This is a genomic window from Pseudomonas sp. TREG-RG-20F-10-E-6-01, assembly GCF_022662455.1.
In the GTDB taxonomy this organism is placed as follows: Bacteria; Pseudomonadota; Gammaproteobacteria; order Pseudomonadales; family Pseudomonadaceae; genus Aquipseudomonas.
This window is the reverse complement of the sequence record NZ_JAKNQP010000008.1, coordinates 80,290-99,873: the sequence shown is the minus strand read 5'-3', so window position 1 is coordinate 99,873 and position 19,584 is coordinate 80,290. Positions and strand designations below refer to the sequence as shown.

Sequence of the window (19,584 nt, the reverse complement as noted above, 5' to 3'; positions counted from 1 at the left end):
GCTATGCTGAATGCTCAAGCATTACCCTCTACGACCAATGGCCGCAGTCGCCGCACCCGGCGATACGCGTTAATATTTGTAATTATTTTGTCCATAGGGATTGGTAACTTGGCTGGATACCTCCATCCTGTCGCGCACAATCCACGAGGTGATTGATGCGCGCCAACTCGTCTGAACCACAAGACACCGTCACAGCGACACAACCGATCACACCCACCCGCTTGCGTTGGCTGGATCTGTTGAGCAAATACCGTCAGCCGATCGGGCTGGCCGTTACCCTGTTGCTGTTCGCAATCGCCCTGATCGCCTGCCGACACTTACTGCTGGAACTGGATCTGTATGCGCTCCACGACTCGATCCTGGAAGTGCCCAGACCCGCCCTGCTGGGTGCGTTCGCGGCGGCCATCGCCGGTTTCATCATTCTGCTGGGTTATGAATTCTCCGGCGCACGCTATGCCGGGGTAAAACTGCCGGCCAAGACCCTGGCGCTGGGTGGCTTCACTGCCTTTGCCATCGGCAACGCCATTGGCTTGTCGATGCTCTCCGGCGGGTCTGTGCGTTACCGTTTATATGCACGCCACGGTATCGGGGCTTCGGAAGTGGCGCACATGACCGTGTTCGCCAGCCTGGCCCTTGGTACGGCGCTGCCGCCACTGGCAGCACTGGCCACACTGAGTAACCTGCCGGCGGCATCGACCTACCTGCACCTGTCGCAAGGCGTGCTCGGTGGTATTGCCGGTGCAGTGCTGCTGCTGTCCGCCGCGCTGTGCATCGGCATTTATCGCCGTCGCCTGCCAGAGCAACCTTATCCAGACAACCTGCTGGTCAAGGCGGGACGTCGTACCCTGCGCCTGCCGGGCCGGCGCCTGACGTTCCTGCAACTGATCATCACCGCGCTGGACGTAGCCGCTGCCGCCACCGTCCTTTATATGCTGCTGCCGGAAGCGCCGCCGTTCGGCCCCTTCCTGCTGGTGTACCTGCTGGCCCTGGCCGCCGGTGTACTCAGCCATGTGCCAGGCGGTGTTGGCGTGTTCGAAGCGATTCTGCTCGCGGCATTCGCCGACAAGCTTGGCGCCGCGCCATTGGCTGCGGCCCTGCTGCTATACCGCATGATTTATGTGGTGCTGCCGCTGCTGATCGCCTGCGTGTTCCTGCTGGTCAACGAGGCCCAGCGCCTGTTCCAGACGCAGCAAAGCCTGCGGGTTGCCTCCGGCCTGGCCGCGCCGGTGTTGGCCGTACTGGTTTTTTTGTCCGGCGTGGTCCTGCTGTTTTCCGGCGCAACGCCGGAAATCGACTCACGCCTGGAAAACATCGGCTTCCTGATTCCCCACCGCCTGATTGACGCCTCGCACTTCGGTGCCAGCTTGATCGGCGTGCTGTGCCTGTTGCTCGCCCAGGGCTTGCGTCGGCGTTTGTCGGCCGCCTGGATGCTGACCATGGTGTTGCTGCTCACCGGCGCCCTGCTCTCACTGCTTAAAGGCTTCGATTGGGAAGAAGCCAGCCTGATGATCATGACCGCCGTGCTGCTGGCGATCTTCCGGCGCTCGTTCTACCGCGCCAGCCGCCTGACCGAACTGCCGTTCTCGCCGCTGTACCTGGTGGCCAGCGTCTGTGTGTTGGGCGCCTCGATCTGGCTGCTGCTATTTGCCTATCAAGACGTGCCGTACAGCCACCAGCTGTGGTGGCAGTTCACCCTGGACGCCAACGCCCCACGCGGCCTGCGCTCGCTGTTGGGTGCAGCGGTGCTGTTGGTGATCGTCTCGCTGACCTGGCTGCTGCGCACCGCACGCCCGGTGATTCATCTGCCAACCCCGGACGAACTGGAACGCGCCACCAAGATCCTGATGGCCTCCTCACAGCCCGACGGAGGCCTGGCGCTGACCGGCGACAAGGCGCTGCTGTTCCACCCCAACGATGAAGCCTTCCTGATGTACGCCCGCCGCGGGCGCAGCCTGGTGGCCTTGTATGACCCGATCGGCCCGACCCAGCCGCGCGCCGAGATGATCTGGCAGTTCCGTGACCTGTGCGATATCCATCACGCGCGCCCGGTGTTTTATCAGGTGCGCGCCGAGAACCTGCCGTACTACATGGACATCGGCCTGACCGCGATCAAGCTGGGCGAAGAAGCCCGCGTCGACCTGAAACGCTTTGACCTGGAAGCCAAGGGCAAAGAGATGAAGGACCTGCGCTATACCTGGAACCGTGGCACCCGGGACGGCCTGTCTCTGGAGATCTTCGAACCGGGCCAGGCGCCGATGGAAGAACTCAAGGTCATCTCCGATGCCTGGCTGACCGGCAAGAACGTGCGGGAAAAAGGCTTTTCCCTGGGCCGTTTCAGCGACGACTACCTCAAGCACTTTCGTATTGCGATCATTCGCTTCGAAGGGCGCCCGGTGGCCTTCGCCAACCTGCTCGAGACTTACAACCATGACCTGGCCAGTCTCGACCTGATGCGTGCGCACCCGGACGCGCCGAAGCTGACCATGGAATTCATGATGGTTGGCCTGATTCAACATTATAAGAACCATGACTACGCCCGCTTCAGCCTCGGCATGGTGCCGTTGTCGGGCCTGCAACCACGCCGTGGCGCACCGCTGACCCAACGCCTGGGCTCGATGGTGTTCCGACGTGGCGAGCAACTGTATAACTTCCAAGGTTTGCGCCGCTTTAAAGACAAGTTCCAGCCTGACTGGGAACCCCGTTATATGGCCGTGCCCGCAGGACTTGATCCGCTGGTGGCACTGGCCGATACCGCCGCCCTGATTGCGGGCGGCTTGACTGGATTGGTGAAACGCTGATGATTCGACGCTCCTGGCGGTATGTATTGGCCTTTGTAGTGCTGCTCGCGCTGATCGCGGCGGGTGGCTTCTGGTACTGGAACCGTCCTGCCCCGCAACCGACCCTGGAACAACTGCCCCAGGCCGACGGTTCGGTGATGACCCGCGTGACGCCTAACGGTTCGGCAAAAGCCCGTGTGGCCGTGGCCGTGATGGCCGATGAGACCCTGACCGATAGCCAACTGATTGCCCTGAGCCAGGGCGGCTCCGCGCAAATCGTTCAAGTGATCCTGCCAAAGGATGACTGCAAGCTGCAGGAACAAGCGCTGCAAAGCGCCCTGGCCCAGCTCAAAGGCCCGGCGACGCTGGTCAGCGGCATCGGCCCTGGCGCGGCACTCGCCTGGCGCTGGCTGGCCACACAGAACGATGACAAGGCCAATGCCATCTCCGTCGGCTTCGCCCTGGTGCAGGAAGGCTGTAAGGACCCGCTGCCGAAGACCTCTGCCCATGGCAATTGGCTGGTGGCGTGGAACGACAACCCTGACGACGAAAGTGCCAGTTTCGTACGCGACACCCCGCGCGCGACGACCAGCATCAGCGACTACGACATCCACTACCCGCAAGTGCTGAACAACGAACTGCGCAAGCAACTGGTGGGTTCGGACAACGGCGGCCTGGCGATTCCCGTGGTGGAAGTACCGGCCGGCCAAGCCAAGGACACCGTTACCCTGTTCCTCTCCGGTGATGGCGGCTGGCGTGACCTGGACCGTGACGTCGCCGGTGAAATGGCCAAGATCGGTTACCCGGTCGTGGGCATCGACACCTTGCGCTACTACTGGCAGCACAAAACGCCTGAACAAAGCGCCAAGGACCTCACCGAATTGATGCAGCACTACCGGCAGAAATGGGGCACCAAGCGCTTCGTGCTGACCGGTTATTCATTCGGCGCCGACGTACTCCCGGCGATCTACAACCGCATGCCGGAAAACGAACAGCAACGCGTCGACGCAATCATCCTGCTGGCGTTCGCACGTACCGGCAGCTTTGAGATCGAAGTGGAAGGTTGGTTGGGCAACGCCGGCAAAGAAGCCGCGACGGGCCCGGAAATGGCCAAGCTGCCGGCTGACAAAGTGGTGTGCATCTACGGCGCCGAAGAAGTCGACGAGAGTGGCTGCACCGACAAGACCGCTGTTGGCGAAGCCGTGAAGCTGCCAGGCGGGCATCACTTTGACGAGAACTACCCAGCGCTGGCACAGCGCCTGGTGGATATCATCGTCAAGCATCAGGCCAAGGACAAAGCCGAGTAATTCCAGGTATTACATGGCTTAAAATGTGGGAGGGGGCTTGCCCCCTCCCACATTTGTTTTTGCAGTGTTGTTTAGATTCAGCGCGGTTCGATATGCGCAATCATCAACTGCACGGTTTCATTTCCACGAAACTCGTTCACGTCCAGCTTGTAGGCCAACTCGACCCAACGCACTGTCGGATTAGGCCAGACCTCACGGTCCACACCAAATGCAATGCCGTCCAGCTTCACCGACCCGCATTCGCTCTTGAGCACCACTTTGAGGTGTCGCTCACCGACCACGCGCTGCTCGACCAACTGAAACACACCGTGAAACAACGGCTCGGGAAAGTGCTGCCCCCACGGCCCGGCATGCCGCAATGCGCGCGCCAGTTCCAGGTGAAACTCTTCCACCGCCAGGGTGCCGTCCGACAGCAGCCGGCCCGTCAGGTCTTCTTCCCGCAGTTGCCGACGGACTTCAGCGTCAAAGGCTTCGGCAAACAGGGGGAAATTCGCCTCGGGCAAGGTCAGACCGGCCGCCATCGCGTGACCGCCGTATTTGGTGATCAGGTTGGGATGCTGGCTGGCGACGACCGCCAGCGCATCACGGATGTGAAAACCCTGCACAGAGCGCCCTGAGCCCTTGAGCAGGCCGTCACCGGCATCGGCGAAGGCGATGGTCGGGCGGAAGTACCGCTCCTTCATTCGCGACGCCAGAATACCGATCACGCCTTGGTGCCATTCCGGGTCGAACAGGCACAAACCGTAAGGCATCGACTCCACGGGCAAGTCCTTGAGCTGGGCGAGCGCTTCGCGCTGCATGCCCTGTTCGATGGATTTGCGGTCCTGGTTCATACCGTCCAGCTGCGCCGCCATTTCCCGCGCGGCGGCGAAGTCGGTGGTGAGCAGGCATTCGATGCCCAGGCTCATATCGTCCAGGCGCCCGGCGGCGTTCAAGCGCGGCCCGAGGATAAAACCAAGGTCGGTGGAGGTGATGCGCGCGTGGTCGCGCTTGGCGACTTCAAGAATCGCCTTGATGCCCGGCCGCGCACGACCGGCGCGAATGCGCTCCAGGCCCTGATGCACCAGGATGCGGTTGTTGGCGTCCAGCGGCACCACGTCGGCGACACTGCCCAGGGCCACCAGATCGAGCAACTCGCCGATGTTCGGCTGAGGCGTGTTGGCGTACCAGCCCAGGCTGCGCAGTCGCGCGCGCAGGGCCATCAGCACATAAAAGATCACGCCTACGCCAGCCAGCGCCTTGCTGGGAAATTCACAACCGGGCTGGTTCGGATTGACGATGGCATCTGCCGCCGGCAGCTCATCACCCGGCAAGTGGTGGTCGGTGACCAACACCTTCAACCCCGCCGCCTTGGCCGCCGCGACGCCTTCGACACTGGAAATGCCGTTGTCCACGGTGATCAGCAACTGCGGCTCGCGCTGCAGCGCCACCGCAACGATTTCCGGAGTCAGGCCATAGCCGTACTCGAAGCGGTTGGGCACCAGGTAGTCGACATGGGCCGCACCGAGCAAACGCAGGCCCAGGGTGCCCACCGTGCTGGCAGTGGCGCCATCGGCGTCGAAGTCACCGACGATGAGGATGCGCTGGCGCTGCTCCAAGGCCGTCACCAGCAGGTCCACCGCCGCGTCGATGCCCTTGAGCTGCTGGTAGGGAATCAACCGCGCCAGGCTCTTGTCCAGCTCAGCTTCGGACTGCACCCCGCGTGCGGCGTAAAGACGGGTCAACAGCGGTGGCAATTCACCGAGAAACGGCAGGACAGCGGGCAACGGGCGAGGATCGATACGCATGGGGCGACGGAAGCTTCTCTTCTAGTACAACGGTTAAACAACAATGCTGAAAGCAACATGGGTCAACTGTAGGAACCGGCTTCTGTGGGAGCGGGCTTGCTCGCGAATGCATCACCTCGGTATAGCTGAAAGACCGAGGTGTCTGCATCGCAGGCAAGCCAGCTCCCACAATTTCAACCGCGCTCGCCAACCAGCCATTGCAGTTGCACTTCGTGCTGACCGCGATCGTCGGTCACAAAAATCGTGCCTTCACTGATCATCACGTCCCACTTGATCACGCGCGGCATGTCCTTGGCCAGGGTCTCGAGGACTTCCTGCGGCACGGCAGCGATGTGCACGTTCTTCAGGTTGTTGGCCACCGGCACCACTTTGCCTTCCCACACGCGCAAGCTGCCATAGGCCAGCAAACTGGTGCGCTCGGTACGGCGTGAACACCAGGTCAGGCGGTCGGCGTCAGGCTGGCCGACTTCGATCCAGTGCAGAACCCGATCATCCAGGCTTTTTTCCCACAGGGCTGGTTCGTCTACATCTGACAGGCCACGACCGAACGCCAGTTGCTCGTTGTACCAGAGGGCGTAGGCCAGCAGGCGCACGGTCATGCGCTCTTCGGTTTCCGATGGATGGCGGGCGATGGTCTGTTTGACGCTCTCATACACCGAGCGATCAAGGTCGGTGAGGTTGAGTTCGAATTTGTAGGTCGTGGACGGCTGGGCCATGAACGGGCTTCTAGAGACAGGGAAAGGCAGCCAGTCTAACCGATGGCGAGGTCAATCAACGAATACGGCGTTGCATCATCCTTATCCCTGGGCCGCTCGCCTATGTTAAAAGGCATCACACCACCGCCCCACGCTTGCTAAGGATCCTCATGTCGTTTAATGCCAAACCGCTTGCCGGCCTGAAAGTCATCGAACTGGGCACCCTGATCGCCGGACCCTTTGCGTCACGTATCTGTGCCGAATTCGGGGCCGAGGTGATCAAGGTCGAATCCCCTGATGGCGGCGACCCGCTGCGTAAATGGCGCAAGCTGTATGAGGGCACATCGCTGTGGTGGTTTGTGCAGGCGCGCAACAAGAAGTCGCTGACGTTGAACCTCAAGCACCCGGATGGCCTGGCGATTCTCAAACAGTTGCTGGCAGACGCCGACATCCTGATCGAAAACTTTCGCCCCGGGGTACTGGAAAAACTCGGTTTGAGCTGGGAAACCCTGCATGCCCTGAACCCGAAGCTGGTGATGGTACGGCTTTCAGGTTTTGGCCAGACCGGGCCAATGAAGGACCAGCCAGGGTTCGGCGCAGTGGGCGAATCCATGGGCGGTTTGCGCTATATCACCGGTTTCGAAGATCGCCCACCGGTACGCACCGGGATTTCCATCGGCGATTCGATAGCCGCCTTGTGGGCAGTGATTGGTGCGCTGATGGCGCTGCGTCATCGCGAAGTCAACGGCGGGCTTGGCCAGGTGGTGGACGTGGCGCTGTATGAAGCTATCTTCGCGATGATGGAGAGCATGATCCCGGAGTTTGATGTGTTCGGGTTTATCCGCGAACGCACCGGCAACATCATGCCCGGCATCACGCCGTCTTCGATCCATACCAGCGCCGATGGCAAGCATGTGCAGATTGGGGCCAATGGCGATGCGATCTTCAAGCGCTTCATGTCGGCGATTGGGCGTGAAGACCTGGCCAACGATCCGACCTTGGCGAGCAATGATGGACGCGACAGCCGCCGTGACGAGCTGTATGGCGTGATCGACCGCTGGGTCAATTCGCTGCCTCTGGATCAAGTAATCGAGCAACTCAACCAGGCCGAGGTGCCCGCCAGCCGCATCTACAGCGCCGAAGACATGCTTGGCGACCCGCAGTTTCTGGCGCGGGAAATGTTCCTCAAGGCGCAGTTGCCGGGCGGCAAGGACTTCAAAATGCCGGGGATCGTGCCCAAGCTGTCGGACACGCCCGGCAGTTGTGAATGGGTCGGGCCGCAGTTGGGCGAGCACAACAGCGAGGTGCTTAACCAATTGGGCTACGACACGGCGGCCATCACCCGCTTGCGCGAGGGCGGCGCGATCTGATGGCCGGCCCGTGTAAACGCTGGTCCATTCCCCTGTGCTTTGTCGGCGCGATGTTCGGCGTATGGCCGCTCGCCGCGCGTGCCGAGGACACGATAATCTGGTTGCTGCGCGACCTGCCGCCGCTGATCATCTTCGAGGGCCCACAGAAAGGCCAAGGGGCATTGGATCAATTGCTGCCAGTGCTCAGCGAGCGCCTGCCGCAATACCGGCACACCGTGATGCACGTCAATCGCGCCCGCGGCATCCAGATGCTGCGCGCTGACTCCCTGACCTGCGATCCGTTACTGCTGTGGACGCCGGAACGCGCGAAGTACATTGTGTTTTCCGCCCAGGCGTTTGCGGTGGCGAGCAACGGCGTAGCCATTCGACGAAGCCAGCAGGCGGCAATGGCGCCCTTTATCGTCAATGAACAATTTGACCTGCAAGCCTTCCTCGACGCCCACAAAGCACGCATCGGCGCCACGGCCGAACGCAGTTACGGCCCCGTCATCGATGAACAGCTAAAAGGCGCCGATCCGCACATTCTGGCGCTGCATTACGGCAATGACGCCCTTGGCAGCCTGCTGCAAATGCAACGTCTTGGGCGGCTGGAGGCGGTGCTGGGCTACTGGCCGGAAATCCGCTATCACGCCACGCAACAGGGCATCGCCGCACGAGACCTGGTGTTTTATCCCATCAAGGGCTCAGCGCCTTATCAGCGTACGCATATCGGTTGCTCGGACACGCCTCAAGGCCGCCAGGCCATGGCACGTATCGACCAGGTATTACGCGACATCCCACAGGCGCAGCTACAGCAGTCCTACACGTCGTGGTTGGACCCGGTCACGCGTGAACAGTACTTGCGTGACAACCCTGATTTTTTCCAGGACTCACCAACCCCCTGAGGCATCACAGGGCAAATCGCAGGCAAAAAGAAACCCCGAAGAGTGGGGAGACACTTCGGGGTTAAACGTGGCCTACAAAGACCAGTACAACAAGCCACAAACACCGGAGCACAATGTTTGCTCTTGCTGTTACAAAATCTGACCGGCCATGCTGTAGGAAGTTTCCCTAGTTAAACAATTCTTCATGCAAGGGCGCCATTGCGGGTCTGGGCAGCGCTGCGCAAGGCCGCGATGACGGACGGTTCCAGACGCCCTTCGGCGATTTTCAGGTCGCGCAGCAGGCAATCCACCACATCCACCAGCACGCGTTTATCGGTCAATTGCGCGCGGTCGACTTCACGCTCCACAACGATGGCGCCGGCCGGGTTCTTCACGGTCACCAGGCACTCGTCTTGCACACCAGCGGTGGTCAATGTCACCTGATAAGGGCTCAGTGCTTCTTCGAGCAATAGGCTGATACTTTCCATCTCGATCACCACTCAATAGTTCGGGAACAATCGTTTCAACGGGAGCTGCATCTATCCTAAGTGACTGGTTATGACGTAGGAAAGTTCGCTTTATCGTCTTTATGGGGCCGTCAGGGAGTGACGTGAACCAGCATGCGCTTGCAACATGACAGGCAAAAAACGGCCGCACATAACTGCTTACGCAATGGTTGACCGTTTTGAGGTTCCCGAAACAAAAAACGCCGCTGCCCCAACGAAGGGAAAGCGGCGTTCGTGTCTACGCGGCTCGCCTTACAACGGCTTGCCACGGTTCCCATGCTGGCTGACAAACGCCTGCACCGTCTTCAAGTCATTGGCCAGCACCGTGCAACGCTCTTCGCGTTCGAACAGGTCAGCCAAGTGTTCCGGCAATTCCAGCGCCTTGCCTACGCCCGCCTTCTCCACCGCTTCCGGGAACTTGACCGGGTGAGCCGTACCCAGAATGACCATCGGAATATCCAGGCTGCGACGGCATTCGCGCGCAGCCTTCACACCGATAGCGGTGTGCGGGTCCAGCAGCTCGCCGGTCTGGGCGTAGACCTCAGCGATGGTTTCGCAGGTCTGTGCATCGTCCACCGCCAGGGAGTCGAACAGCTTGCGCGTTTCGGTCCAGCGCTCTTGGTCAACGCTGAAACCGCCACCGCTCTTAAAGCTGCTCATCAGCTCGGCCAGGGCGGCGCCATTGCGACCGTGCATGTCGAACAGCAGGCGTTCGAAGTTCGACGACACCATGATGTCCATCGACGGCGACAGCGTGGCGTGCAGGGTTTCCTTGACGTACTGGTTGCCGCTCATGAAGCGGTGCAGGATGTCGTTGCGGTTGGTGGCGACGATCAGTTGGTTGATCGGCAGGCCCATGTTGCGCGCCAGGTAACCGGCGAAAATGTCGCCGAAGTTGCCGGTCGGCACCGAGAACGACACCGAACGCGCCGGGCCGCCCAACTGCAGGGCTGCGTGGAAGTAGTAGACGATCTGAGCCATGATCCGCGCCCAGTTGATCGAGTTCACGGCGACCAGGCGCGTGCCCTTGAGGAAGCTCTGGTCGGCGAAGCTGTTCTTGACCATTTCCTGGCAGTCATCGAAGTTGCCTTCGATGGCGATGTTGTGGATGTTCTCACCAAAAATGGTGGTCATCTGGCGACGCTGCACTTCCGACACGCGCTTGTGCGGGTGCAGGATGAAGATGTCGATGTTTTCACAGTGCTTGCAACCTTCAATGGCCGCCGAACCGGTATCACCGGAGGTCGCGCCAATGATCACCACGCGCTCGCCGCGTTTTTCCAACACGTAATCGAGCAGGCGACCGAGCAATTGCAGGGCGAAGTCCTTGAACGCCAGGGTCGGGCCGTGGAACAGCTCAAGTACCCATTCGTTGCCATTGAGCTGACGCAATGGCGCGATGGCGCTGTGGGAAAACACGCCGTAGGTCTCTTCGAGGATCTTCTTGAAGTCCGCATCCGGAATGCTGCCGGTGACAAACGGGCGCATTACACGGAAGGCCAACTCGTGGTACGGCAGGCCGGCCCACGAAGCGATTTCTTCCTGGGTGAAGCGTGGCAGGTTTTCCGGCACATACAGGCCGCCGTCCGTGGCAAGGCCTGCCAACAAAACGTCTTCGAAATTCAGGGCCGGTGCCTGGCCGCGGGTGCTGATGTAACGCATAGGGGCAAACCTTCGGTTTGGGCTTCAAGCTTCAAGTGACAAGCTGCAAGTAACGGCGGATCTGCTTTTACTTGCAGCTTGCAGCTTGGCGCTTGCAGCTGAATTAATTTAGATGTTCGACGCGAATACGAACGACCGGCCCAACCACGCCCTGAAGAGCTTCGAGCGCCCGGATGGCATCGTTCATGTGCTGCTCGAGCACGCGGTGGGTCAGCAGGATCATCGGCACCTGGCCGTTTTGTTCCTCGACTTCCTTCTGCATGATCGACTCGATGTTGATGCCGCGCTCCGACAGGATGCTCGCCACCTGGGCCAACACGCCCGGATGATCCTGGGCCTGGATACGCAGGTAGTAGGCGCTTTCGCAGGCTTCGATCGGCAGGATCGGGTGGGCCGACAGCGAATCCGGCTGGAACGCCAGGTGCGGCACGCGGTTCTCCGGGTCGCTGGTCATGGCGCGAACCACGTCAACCAGGTCGGCGATCACCGACGAAGCGGTCGGCTCCATGCCTGCGCCGGCGCCGTAGAACAGGGTCGAACCTGCCGCGTCACCGTTAACCATCACCGCGTTCATCACGCCGTTGACGTTGGCGATCAGGCGATCGGCCGGGATCAGCGTCGGGTGTACACGCAGCTCGATACCGGCCGGGGTGCTGCGCGCTACGCCCAAGTGCTTGATGCGGTAGCCCAAGGCTTCGGCGTAATTCACGTCGGCGGTGGTCAGCTTGGTGATGCCTTCGGTGTAGGCCTTGTCGAACTGCAGCGGGACGCCAAACGCGATGGACGCCAGGATGGTCAGCTTGTGCGCGGCGTCGATGCCTTCCACGTCGAAGGTCGGGTCGGCTTCGGCGTAACCCAGGGCTTGGGCTTCGGCCAGCACGTCTTCGAAGGTACGGCCCTTCTCGCGCATTTCGGTGAGGATGAAGTTACCGGTGCCGTTGATGATCCCGGCCACCCAGTTGATGCGGTTGGCGGACAGGCCTTCACGGATCGCCTTGATCACCGGGATGCCACCGGCCACGGCGGCTTCGAACGCCACGATCACGCCCTTTTCGCGCGCCTTGGCGAAGATCTCGTTGCCATGCACGGCAATCAGCGCCTTGTTGGCGGTGACCACGTGTTTACCGTTCTCAATGGCCAGCAGCACCAGATCACGGGCCACGGTGTAGCCGCCAACCAGCTCGATGACGATATCGATTTCAGGGTTGGTTGCCACGGCGAAGACATCGTCGGTAATCGCAATACCGGTCGTTTGGAACTGAGGCTTTGGCGTACGCGTGGCAATTTGTGCCACTTCAATCCCACGCCCTGCACGGCGGGAAATTTCTTCAGCATTACGCTGAAGTACGTTGAAGGTGCCGCCACCGACGGTCCCTAACCCACAGATGCCTACTTTGACCGGTTTCACTGAAGAACTCCCCATGAAACGGCCGACTCAAGGTCGGCCGTGAAAAACAGCCGCACAACTGCGGCTCTCAATTAATGCCCCGCCGACTGTTCGGCGGAGCATGATCGCCAAAGGCTCGACGATTACTGCTTACTCGCACCCAGTGCCAGTTTGGCAACTTGTGGCGCCGGCTGGTAGCCCGGAATGACTTGGCCGTCAGCCAAAACGATGGCCGGTGTACCGTTCACGCCAATCGACTGACCCAAGGCAAACTGCTTGGCAACCGGGTTGGCGCATTTGGCCGCCTTGATTTCCTTGCCATCGACCATTTTGTCCATCGCGGCTTTCTTGTCGGCCGAGCACCATACCGCCTGCAACTGCTCATCACCCGGCGAGCCCAGGCCCTGGCGCGGGAACGCTACGTAGCGCACTTCCACACCGAGCTTGTTCAGCGCAGGCACTTCGGCGTGCAGCTTGTGGCAGTACGGGCAGGTGGTGTCGGTGAACACGGTGATGTGGGTCTTGGTCTCGCCGATGGCCGGGTACACCACGGTTTCAGCCACTGGAATGCCGTTGATCAGCTTGGACACGCCCAGGCGCTCGGCTTTCTCGGTCAGGTTGACCGGCTTGCCATCTTTCAACTGGAACAGGTAGCCCTGAACGATGTACTGGCCATCGGCACTGGCGTACAGCACGCGGCTGCCCTTGAGCTTGACTTCATACAGGCCGGCCATCGGGCTGGCGCTGATGCTTTCGATCGGCGTGTCGAGCTGCAGGTTGGCCAGGCTCTTGCGAATCGTTTGCTCGGCGGCGTCGTCGGCGACAACAAAAGTAGAAACCAACGCAATCGCTGCGGCGGCAATAATCTGGGTCAAGCGCATGGGAACTCCTGAAGGCAGATGCAGGGACGGGTGTGGAACACCGATCTGAAAATACGGGGTCATACACACAAGACAAACAAAAGTCTGACCGTCCCCTTTGCTAACCGGCAAAGCCTACCACAGTTGGGCCGGAGGGCAGACTGCGGCGGGTAAATTGGGCCGTTTCGGATGCAATTTCATCCGCGCGGGTGGTGCTTGGCGTGCATATCCTGCAAGCGTGCCCGCGCAACATGCGTGTAGATCTGGGTTGTGGATAAGTCACTGTGCCCCAGCAGCATTTGCACCACACGCAGGTCCGCACCGTGATTGAGCAAGTGGGTGGCGAACGCATGGCGCAACGTGTGCGGCGAAAGCGCTTTGCCGATACCGGCCACCTTGGCCTGGTGCTTGATACGGTGCCAGAAGGTCTGGCGGGTCATCTGCTCGCCGCGCAGGCTGGGAAACAGCACATCGCTGGGCCGCCCACCAAGCAACTCGATGCGGGCATCACGCATGTAGCGCTCCACCCATACGATTGCTTCCTCGCCCATCGGCACCAAGCGTTCCTTGCTGCCCTTGCCCATCACCCGCAGCACGCCCTGGCGCAGGTTGATTTGCTCAAGGGTCAGGCTGATCAGCTCGGTCACGCGCAGGCCGCAGGCGTAGAGCACTTCGAGCATGGCGCGGTCGCGCTGGCCGATGGCTTCGCTGAGGTCGGGCGCGGCGAGCAAGGCATCCACGTCGGCTTCTGACAGGGATTTGGGCAATGGCCGGCCCAGTTGCGGCATGTCGATTTGCAGCGTCGGGTCGGCGGCGATGAGCTTTTCCCGCAGCAGGTAGCGATAAAAGCCACGTACGCCGGAGAGAAAACGCGCGGTGGAACGCGGCTTGTAGTTCTGCTCCAGGCGCCAGGCCAGGTGATCGAGGATCAGCTCGCGACCGGCATTGATCAGTTCGAGGTTTTTTTCCTGCAGCCAGCCATTGAACAGGGCGAGGTCACTGCGATAGGCCTGGCGGGTGTTGTCCGACAGGCCTTTTTCCAGCCACAAGGCGTCGAGAAAGCGGTCGATCAGAGGATGGTCAATGGCGGGCATAGGGGCTCAGGCTGATTACTGGAGTGTCTGGTAGATCCTATCGCAGGCAAGCCAGCTCCCACATGGGTTTTGTGTTTTTCCTGATAGCATCATCAACATCGATCGAATGTGGGAGCTGGCTTGCCTGCGATGGCCGCGACTCGGTTCAGGATCAGTCAACAAACCCTGGCAGCACCGGCACCGGGCGCTTGTCGGCATCGATTGCGACAAAACTGAACACGCCTTGGATCGCCTTTTCGCGACCGTCGGCACTCATGCTCTCGACGAACACTTCGACTTCGACCTTGAGGCTGGTGTTGCCCACCTTGATGACGCGGCCGATCAGCTCGACGATAGAACCGGCCGGAATCGCGTGATTGAAATCAATGCGGTCGGTGGAGACCGTCACCAGCGGCAAGCGGCAAAAACGCGTGGCGGTAATGAACGACACTTCGTCCATCCAGGCCAAGGCAGTGCCGCCGAACAGGGTGTTGTGGTGGTTGGTAGTCGGCGGAAATACGGCCTTGGTCACGTGGGTCACGGACAGGTCGGTGCGACGCTGGATTTCTTCGAGGCGGGTGGTCATGGGCAAGTACCGGCAAGGGACAAATTTCAGGCACAAAAAAGCAGCCCGTAGGCTGCTTTTTTCTGCATCGGGAAGCTGGACTTAAGCCAGTTTTTCCTTGATGCGAGCTGCTTTACCGGACAGGTCACGCAGGTAGTACAGCTTGGCTTTACGTACGTCACCGCGACGCTTAACGGCCATGCTGTCGATTTGCGGGCTGTAGGTCTGGAAAGTACGCTCTACGCCAACACCGTTGGAGATTTTACGAACAGTGAAAGCACTGTTCACACCACGGTTACGCTTGGCGATTACCACGCCTTCGAACGCTTGCAGACGCGAACGGTCGCCTTCCTTCACTTTCACCTGAACGACAATAGTGTCGCCTGGGGCAAAGGTAGGGATCTCTTTGGTCATCTGCTCTGCTTCGAGTGCAAGGATGATTTTGTTAGTCATGCTGTGCTCCTAAGGTAAGTCAATGGACCTACCATCGATACGTTGTTAACTATCGTCCCGCGCGAGGATGTATTCCTCGAGCAGCTTCTTCTCTTCTCCAGAAAGCGAGCGGCTTTCCAGAAGATCGGCGCGTCGTTCATAGGTCCGACCAAGGGACTGCTGTAAACGCCAACGCCGGATGTGTGCGTGATTGCCACTTAGCAATACGTCGGGAACACGCTGATCCGCATACACCTCCGGTCGGGTGTAGTGCGGGCAATCCAGCAAACCATCCGTGAAGGAATCTTCCTCCGCGGAGTCCGCATGCCCTAAAGCTCCAGGCAGCAGTCGTGTAACCGCATCTATCAGGACCATCGCCGGCAGCTCGCCGCCAGACAGAACATAGTCCCCAATCGACCACTCTTCATCGACATGAGCTTCAATAAACCGCTCGTCAATGCCTTCATAGCGACCGGCAATCAGGATCAGTGCTTCCTCATTCGCCAGTTCGCGTACCGCAGCCTGTTTCAGCTGACGGCCTTGAGGGGACAGGTAAATTACCTTCGCCTTCTCCCCGGCGGCGGCCTTGGCCTCAACCAACGCGTCTTCCAGGGGCTTGATCTTCATCACCATGCCCGGACCACCGCCAAATGGGCGATCATCCACAGTGTGATGTCGATCTGTCGTGTAGTCTCGCGGGTTCCAACAGGTGAGCTGCAACAGCCCCTGTTTCACCGCCCGACTGGTGATGCCGTACTCGCTGATGGCGGAGAACATCTCGGGAAACAAACTGATCACTTCAATGCGCAAATTAGCCACGCTTAGAAGTCCGCGTCCCATTCCACCTTCATCTCGCCCGCTGCCAGGTCGACGGCCAACACGCATTGCTCGGTATACGGCAACAGGCGTTCGCGATCATCCAGGCTGCCAGCGCAAGGCTTGACCACCATTACATCATTGGCGCCGGTTTCCAGAAGATGATCGATTTTCCCGAGCAATTGCCCGAGTTGATCAATAACCTTCAGACCTTCCAGCTGGTACCAGTAGTACTCGCCGTCGGTCAATTCAGGGAACAGGTTGCGCGGCACGCAGATCTCATAACCGGCCAGAAGACGCGCTTCTTCACGATCATCAAGACCCTTGAGCTTTGCGACCAGGAACTTATCGCTCCCGCGTCCACTGACCAGCTCGACCTGTTTCACACTACCTTCGCGCTTGAGCGTCCAGGTTTTGTACTGCAACAGGTTTTCAGTCGGATCAGTAAAGGAATACACCTTCACTTCGCCGCGAACGCCATGAACAGAGTAAATCTTGCCGATAACGATCAAATCATCAGCAACAGCTGGCGTCGCGTTCATATTGCTCAGGCTGCGGCCTTAGCCGAGTCCTTCAACAGTTTTGCAACGCGCTCGGATGGCTGTGCACCCACGCTCAGCCAGTAGGCTACGCGCTCTTGGTTCACGGACAGACGAACTTCTTGACCACGAGCAACAGGGTTGAAGAAACCAACCTGTTCCTTGTGCGAACCGTCGCGCGGGTTGCGGCTGTCGGTTACGGTCAAGTGGTAAAACGGGCGCTTTTTGGAGCCGCCAAGGGCAAGACGGATTGTTAGCATGTGAACATCGTTCCTGTAGTCGGTGCTGCAAATCTAAATGCACAGCGGGCATAGGTGCCCGAAAGGCCGCATATTCTAAGGAATATCCGGACTTTTGCAAATGTCTTTTTCTGGCGCCTAGTCAGCGTGCCACTCAGATCTGCTATAGAGCCGTCGGTTAAAACGGCGAGTCAGCTCCCGCTAACCGCGGGTTTGCTGGAGATCCCACATCCTTGTGGGTCGGAGCAGAAGTGAACTTCCGCTCGAATTCTTTACATTTTTGGCATGCCGCCGCCGGGCAACATACCGCCCATGCCGCGCATCATCTTGGCCATTCCGCCTTTTGCGGAGAACTTCTTCATCATCTTCTGCATCTGCTTGTGCTGCTTGATCAAGCGACCGATGTCCTGCACCTGGGTGCCGGAGCCCATGGCGATCCGACGCTTGCGCGAACCGCTGATCAGCTCAGGGTCGCGGCGCTCGGCCGGGGTCATGGAGTTGATGATGGCTTCCATCTGCTTGAACTGCTTCTCTGCCGCGCCCTGGGCATTGCCCATTTGCGCCAGGTTCACACCGCCGATGTTCGGCAGCTTGTCCATCAGGCCGCCGAGGCCGCCCATGTTCTTCATCTGTTGCAGCTGGTCACGGAAGTCTTCGAGGTCGAAGCCCTTACCCTTCTTCAGCTTCTTGGCCAGCTTATCGGCCTTGTCCTTGTCGAGCGTGGCTTCGGCCTGTTCGATCAGGCTGAGCACGTCGCCCATGCCGAGAATACGCGAGGCGATACGCTCAGGGTGGAACGGCTCGAGCGCGTCGCTCTTCTCGCCCATACCGATGAACTTGATCGGCTTGCCGGTGATTGCACGTACCGACAGCGCAGCACCGCCACGGGCATCACCGTCGACCTTGGTCAGGATCACGCCGGTCAACGGCAGCGCATCACCAAAGGCCTTGGCGGTGTTGGCCGCATCCTGGCCGGTCATGGCGTCGACCACGAACAGCGTCTCGACCGGATTGATCGCGGCATGCAGCGCCTTGATCTCGCCCATCATCTCTTCATCGATGTGCAGGCGACCGGCGGTATCGACGATGACCACGTCGATGAATTTGAGCTTGGCTTCTTTAATAGCCGCGTTGGCAATGTCGACCGGCTTCTGGCTCAGGTCGGACGGGAAGAAGGTCACGCCCACTTCGCCCGCGAGCATTTCCAGCTGCTTGATGGCCGCCGGACGGTACACGTCGGCCGACACCACCATCACCGACTTCTTCTTGCGCTCTTTAAGGAAGCGCGCCAGCTTGCCGGCGGTGGTGGTCTTACCCGCACCTTGCAGACCGGCCATCAGCACGACGGCCGGTGGCACGGCGCTGAGGTTCAAGTCTTCGTTGGCCGCGCCCATCAGGCTTTCGAGTTCGGCCTGCACGATCTTCACAAAGGCCTGGCCCGGGGTCAGGCTGCGGGACACTTCGGTGCCGACCGCGCGCTCTTTGACCGAGTTGACGAAGTCCTTCACCACCGGCAAGGCCACGTCGGCTTCCAGCAACGCCATGCGTACTTCACGCAGGGTGTCTTTAATATTGTCCTCGGTCAGCTTGGCCTTGCCGGTTACGTGGCGCAGCGTCTGCGAGAGACGGTCAGTCAAGTTTTCAAACATGCGCGATCCTTTCAGGCCCTATTCATCGAAATGCTTTGTAGACCGAGGTAATGGCGGCCCAGGCTGTGGTAAATCGCTGTTAAAAACAGCGCTCGGCGAGCCTGCGGCGTGGGCAGGTCGCGGATTATAGCGAAGACTGCGCCTGTGCACACCCGCTGTCTGGCCCGGGAGTCTTTCGTGCAGCGTTGGTGTGTGCCAAACTCAGCGCCTTTCGGGCTTGTCTATCAGGATTTATGGTCCCCTTGTCACCCAGTTTGCTACCCAGCCTCGCCGCCGCCATTTTGTACGCCGCTGCGACTCTCTATCAGGGCACTCGTCTGGCCCAAGGCACAAAAGCGGATAAACGTCTGCTGGTGGGCCTGGGCGTCGTCGCCCTGCTCGCCCACGCCGCGAGCCTGTTCACTCATTTGATGACGCCGGTCGGCCTGGGCCTGGACTTTTTCAGTGCCGCCAGTCTGATCGCTGCTGCCGTCATCGCCCTGACGCTGCTGGCCTGTTACCGCATTCCCGTGGAAAACCTGCTGGTGCTGCTATTCCCGCTGGGAATGCTGACGGTGCTGCTGGCGCAATTCACCCCCACCGGCACCGTGCAAGTGATCGACGAGGAACCGGGCATTCTCGCCCACATCCTGCTGTCGATCCTGGCTTACGGCATGTTCACGATTGCGGTGTTCCAGGCGTTGCTCCTGCTGCTGCAGGACCACCAGCTTAAAAACAAGCACCCGTCCGGGCTGATCAAGAACTTCCCGCCGCTGCAAACCATGGAAAGCCTGCTGTTCGGCTTTCTGTGGGCCGGCTGGACGCTGTTGTCGCTGTCGCTGATTTCCGGCTGGCTGTTCGTCGAAAACCTGTTCGCCCAACACCTGGTGCACAAAACCCTGCTGGCGTGCCTGGCCTGGGTGGTGTTCAGCGTGTTGCTGTGGGGGCGTAACCGCCTCGGCTGGCGTGGGCACAAGGCGATCCGCTGGACCCTGGCCGGTTTCTGCCTGCTGATGCTGGCCTATTTCGGCAGCAAGCTGGTTCGCGAATACATCCTGCATATCTGACGGGCAGCGAT

18 protein-coding genes are annotated in these 19,584 nt (G+C 60.1%); 5 read left to right on the top strand and 13 right to left on the bottom strand.

Going from position 1 to position 19,584, the window contains the following annotated elements:
- The first annotated feature begins 155 nt into the window (after window positions 1-155).
- Both mprF and L8K08_RS22085 read left to right on the top strand, forming a co-directional pair.
- Window positions 156-2,798, top strand: a complete 2,643-nt coding sequence (mprF, locus tag L8K08_RS22090) for a bifunctional lysylphosphatidylglycerol flippase/synthetase MprF (RefSeq protein ID WP_145164127.1) — start codon at window positions 156-158, stop codon at window positions 2,796-2,798.
- Complete coding sequence (locus L8K08_RS22085) at window positions 2,798-4,084, top strand: AcvB/VirJ family lysyl-phosphatidylglycerol hydrolase (protein ID WP_106578320.1); 1,287 nt, start codon at window positions 2,798-2,800, stop codon at window positions 4,082-4,084. Before mprF ends, L8K08_RS22085 begins: the two co-directional genes overlap by 1 nt.
- A 77-nt stretch (window positions 4,085-4,161) precedes the next feature.
- Here L8K08_RS22085 and recJ read toward each other — a convergent pair whose 3' ends face one another.
- Both recJ and L8K08_RS22075 read right to left on the bottom strand, forming a co-directional pair.
- A complete protein-coding gene (gene recJ / locus L8K08_RS22080; protein ID WP_145164129.1) occupies window positions 4,162-5,871 on the bottom strand; it encodes a single-stranded-DNA-specific exonuclease RecJ in 1,710 nt (569 codons plus the stop codon).
- Window positions 5,872-6,044: 173 nt separating this feature from the next.
- A complete protein-coding gene (locus tag L8K08_RS22075; RefSeq protein ID WP_003193952.1) occupies window positions 6,045-6,587 on the bottom strand; it encodes a YaeQ family protein in 543 nt (180 codons plus the stop codon).
- A gap of 149 nt (window positions 6,588-6,736) precedes the next feature.
- Here L8K08_RS22075 and L8K08_RS22070 point away from each other — a divergent pair, with 149 nt between their 5' ends.
- Both L8K08_RS22070 and L8K08_RS22065 read left to right on the top strand, forming a co-directional pair.
- Window positions 6,737-7,936, top strand: a complete 1,200-nt coding sequence (locus L8K08_RS22070; RefSeq protein ID WP_242199921.1) for a CaiB/BaiF CoA-transferase family protein — start codon at window positions 6,737-6,739, stop codon at window positions 7,934-7,936.
- 50 nt (window positions 7,937-7,986) lie between these two features.
- A complete protein-coding gene (locus L8K08_RS22065) occupies window positions 7,987-8,820 on the top strand; it encodes a TIGR02285 family protein (RefSeq protein ID WP_242200002.1) in 834 nt (277 codons plus the stop codon).
- A 182-nt stretch (window positions 8,821-9,002) separates the two neighbouring features.
- Here the strand turns inward: L8K08_RS22065 and L8K08_RS22060 are convergent, their stop codons facing one another.
- The 11 genes from L8K08_RS22060 to ffh all read right to left on the bottom strand — a co-directional run bounded on the left by L8K08_RS22060 (window position 9,003) and on the right by ffh (window position 18,527).
- Window positions 9,003-9,287 carry a DUF3509 domain-containing protein gene (locus tag L8K08_RS22060; RefSeq protein WP_106578316.1) on the bottom strand — a complete coding sequence of 95 codons (285 nt, stop codon included), beginning with the start codon at window positions 9,285-9,287 and terminating at the stop codon, window positions 9,003-9,005.
- A gap of 270 nt (window positions 9,288-9,557) precedes the next feature.
- Window positions 9,558-10,967: a threonine synthase gene (gene thrC / locus L8K08_RS22055; protein ID WP_242199920.1), complete on the bottom strand. Its 1,410-nt coding sequence runs from the start codon at window positions 10,965-10,967 to the stop codon at window positions 9,558-9,560.
- 103 nt (window positions 10,968-11,070) lie between these two features.
- Window positions 11,071-12,375 (bottom strand): homoserine dehydrogenase, encoded by a 1,305-nt coding sequence (locus L8K08_RS22050; protein WP_242199919.1) that lies wholly within the window; start codon window positions 12,373-12,375, stop codon window positions 11,071-11,073.
- Window positions 12,376-12,497: 122 nt separating this feature from the next.
- Complete coding sequence (locus tag L8K08_RS22045) at window positions 12,498-13,235, bottom strand: thioredoxin fold domain-containing protein (RefSeq protein ID WP_242199917.1); 738 nt, start codon at window positions 13,233-13,235, stop codon at window positions 12,498-12,500.
- 176 nt (window positions 13,236-13,411) lie between these two features.
- On the bottom strand, window positions 13,412-14,308 hold the full coding sequence (gene xerD / locus L8K08_RS22040) for a site-specific tyrosine recombinase XerD (protein WP_242199914.1): 897 nt from the start codon (window positions 14,306-14,308) through the stop codon (window positions 13,412-13,414).
- Between the two features lie 151 nt (window positions 14,309-14,459).
- Entirely contained in the window at window positions 14,460-14,873 is a 414-nt protein-coding gene (locus L8K08_RS22035; RefSeq protein WP_003193963.1) for an acyl-CoA thioesterase, read from the bottom strand.
- An 81-nt stretch (window positions 14,874-14,954) separates the two neighbouring features.
- Complete coding sequence (rplS, locus tag L8K08_RS22030; RefSeq protein WP_003175895.1) at window positions 14,955-15,305, bottom strand: 50S ribosomal protein L19; 351 nt, start codon at window positions 15,303-15,305, stop codon at window positions 14,955-14,957.
- A gap of 45 nt (window positions 15,306-15,350) precedes the next feature.
- Window positions 15,351-16,124, bottom strand: a complete 774-nt coding sequence (gene trmD / locus L8K08_RS22025) for a tRNA (guanosine(37)-N1)-methyltransferase TrmD (protein ID WP_177343966.1) — start codon at window positions 16,122-16,124, stop codon at window positions 15,351-15,353.
- Window positions 16,106-16,642 carry a ribosome maturation factor RimM gene (rimM, locus tag L8K08_RS22020; RefSeq protein WP_003175898.1) on the bottom strand — a complete coding sequence of 179 codons (537 nt, stop codon included), beginning with the start codon at window positions 16,640-16,642 and terminating at the stop codon, window positions 16,106-16,108. The genes trmD and rimM overlap by 19 nt, the downstream gene beginning before the upstream one ends.
- Before the next feature lie 5 nt (window positions 16,643-16,647).
- Window positions 16,648-16,899: a 30S ribosomal protein S16 gene (rpsP, locus tag L8K08_RS22015; RefSeq protein WP_003175899.1), complete on the bottom strand. Its 252-nt coding sequence runs from the start codon at window positions 16,897-16,899 to the stop codon at window positions 16,648-16,650.
- A 251-nt stretch (window positions 16,900-17,150) separates the two neighbouring features.
- Entirely contained in the window at window positions 17,151-18,527 is a 1,377-nt protein-coding gene (gene ffh / locus L8K08_RS22010) for a signal recognition particle protein (protein ID WP_010207982.1), read from the bottom strand.
- A gap of 242 nt (window positions 18,528-18,769) precedes the next feature.
- On the opposite strand from ffh, the gene L8K08_RS22005 reads away from it, so the two are divergent.
- Window positions 18,770-19,573, top strand: a complete 804-nt coding sequence (locus tag L8K08_RS22005; RefSeq protein ID WP_177017067.1) for an inner membrane protein YpjD — start codon at window positions 18,770-18,772, stop codon at window positions 19,571-19,573.
- Window positions 19,574-19,584: the final 11 nt, after the last annotated feature.

Excerpts from the sequence above, each read along its gene's own strand:
- mprF (WP_145164127.1), top strand. The coding sequence starts at position 156 with ATGCGCGCCAACTCGTCTGAACCACAAGACACCGTCACAGCGACACAA.
- L8K08_RS22085 (WP_106578320.1), top strand. The coding sequence starts at position 2,798 with ATGATTCGACGCTCCTGGCGGTATGTATTGGCCTTTGTAGTGCTGCTC.
- recJ (WP_145164129.1), bottom strand. The coding sequence starts at position 5,871 with ATGCGTATCGATCCTCGCCCGTTGCCCGCTGTCCTGCCGTTTCTCGGT.
- L8K08_RS22075 (WP_003193952.1), bottom strand. The coding sequence starts at position 6,587 with ATGGCCCAGCCGTCCACGACCTACAAATTCGAACTCAACCTCACCGAC.
- L8K08_RS22070 (WP_242199921.1), top strand. The coding sequence starts at position 6,737 with ATGTCGTTTAATGCCAAACCGCTTGCCGGCCTGAAAGTCATCGAACTG.
- L8K08_RS22065 (WP_242200002.1), top strand. The coding sequence starts at position 7,987 with ATGTTCGGCGTATGGCCGCTCGCCGCGCGTGCCGAGGACACGATAATC.
- L8K08_RS22060 (WP_106578316.1), bottom strand. The coding sequence starts at position 9,287 with ATGGAAAGTATCAGCCTATTGCTCGAAGAAGCACTGAGCCCTTATCAG.
- thrC (WP_242199920.1), bottom strand. The coding sequence starts at position 10,967 with ATGCGTTACATCAGCACCCGCGGCCAGGCACCGGCCCTGAATTTCGAA.
- L8K08_RS22045 (WP_242199917.1), bottom strand. The coding sequence starts at position 13,235 with ATGCGCTTGACCCAGATTATTGCCGCCGCAGCGATTGCGTTGGTTTCT.
- xerD (WP_242199914.1), bottom strand. The coding sequence starts at position 14,308 with ATGCCCGCCATTGACCATCCTCTGATCGACCGCTTTCTCGACGCCTTG.
- L8K08_RS22035 (WP_003193963.1), bottom strand. The coding sequence starts at position 14,873 with ATGACCACCCGCCTCGAAGAAATCCAGCGTCGCACCGACCTGTCCGTG.
- rplS (WP_003175895.1), bottom strand. The coding sequence starts at position 15,305 with ATGACTAACAAAATCATCCTTGCACTCGAAGCAGAGCAGATGACCAAA.
- trmD (WP_177343966.1), bottom strand. The coding sequence starts at position 16,124 with ATGGGACGCGGACTTCTAAGCGTGGCTAATTTGCGCATTGAAGTGATC.
- rimM (WP_003175898.1), bottom strand. The coding sequence starts at position 16,642 with ATGAACGCGACGCCAGCTGTTGCTGATGATTTGATCGTTATCGGCAAG.
- rpsP (WP_003175899.1), bottom strand. The coding sequence starts at position 16,899 with ATGCTAACAATCCGTCTTGCCCTTGGCGGCTCCAAAAAGCGCCCGTTT.
- ffh (WP_010207982.1), bottom strand. The coding sequence starts at position 18,527 with ATGTTTGAAAACTTGACTGACCGTCTCTCGCAGACGCTGCGCCACGTA.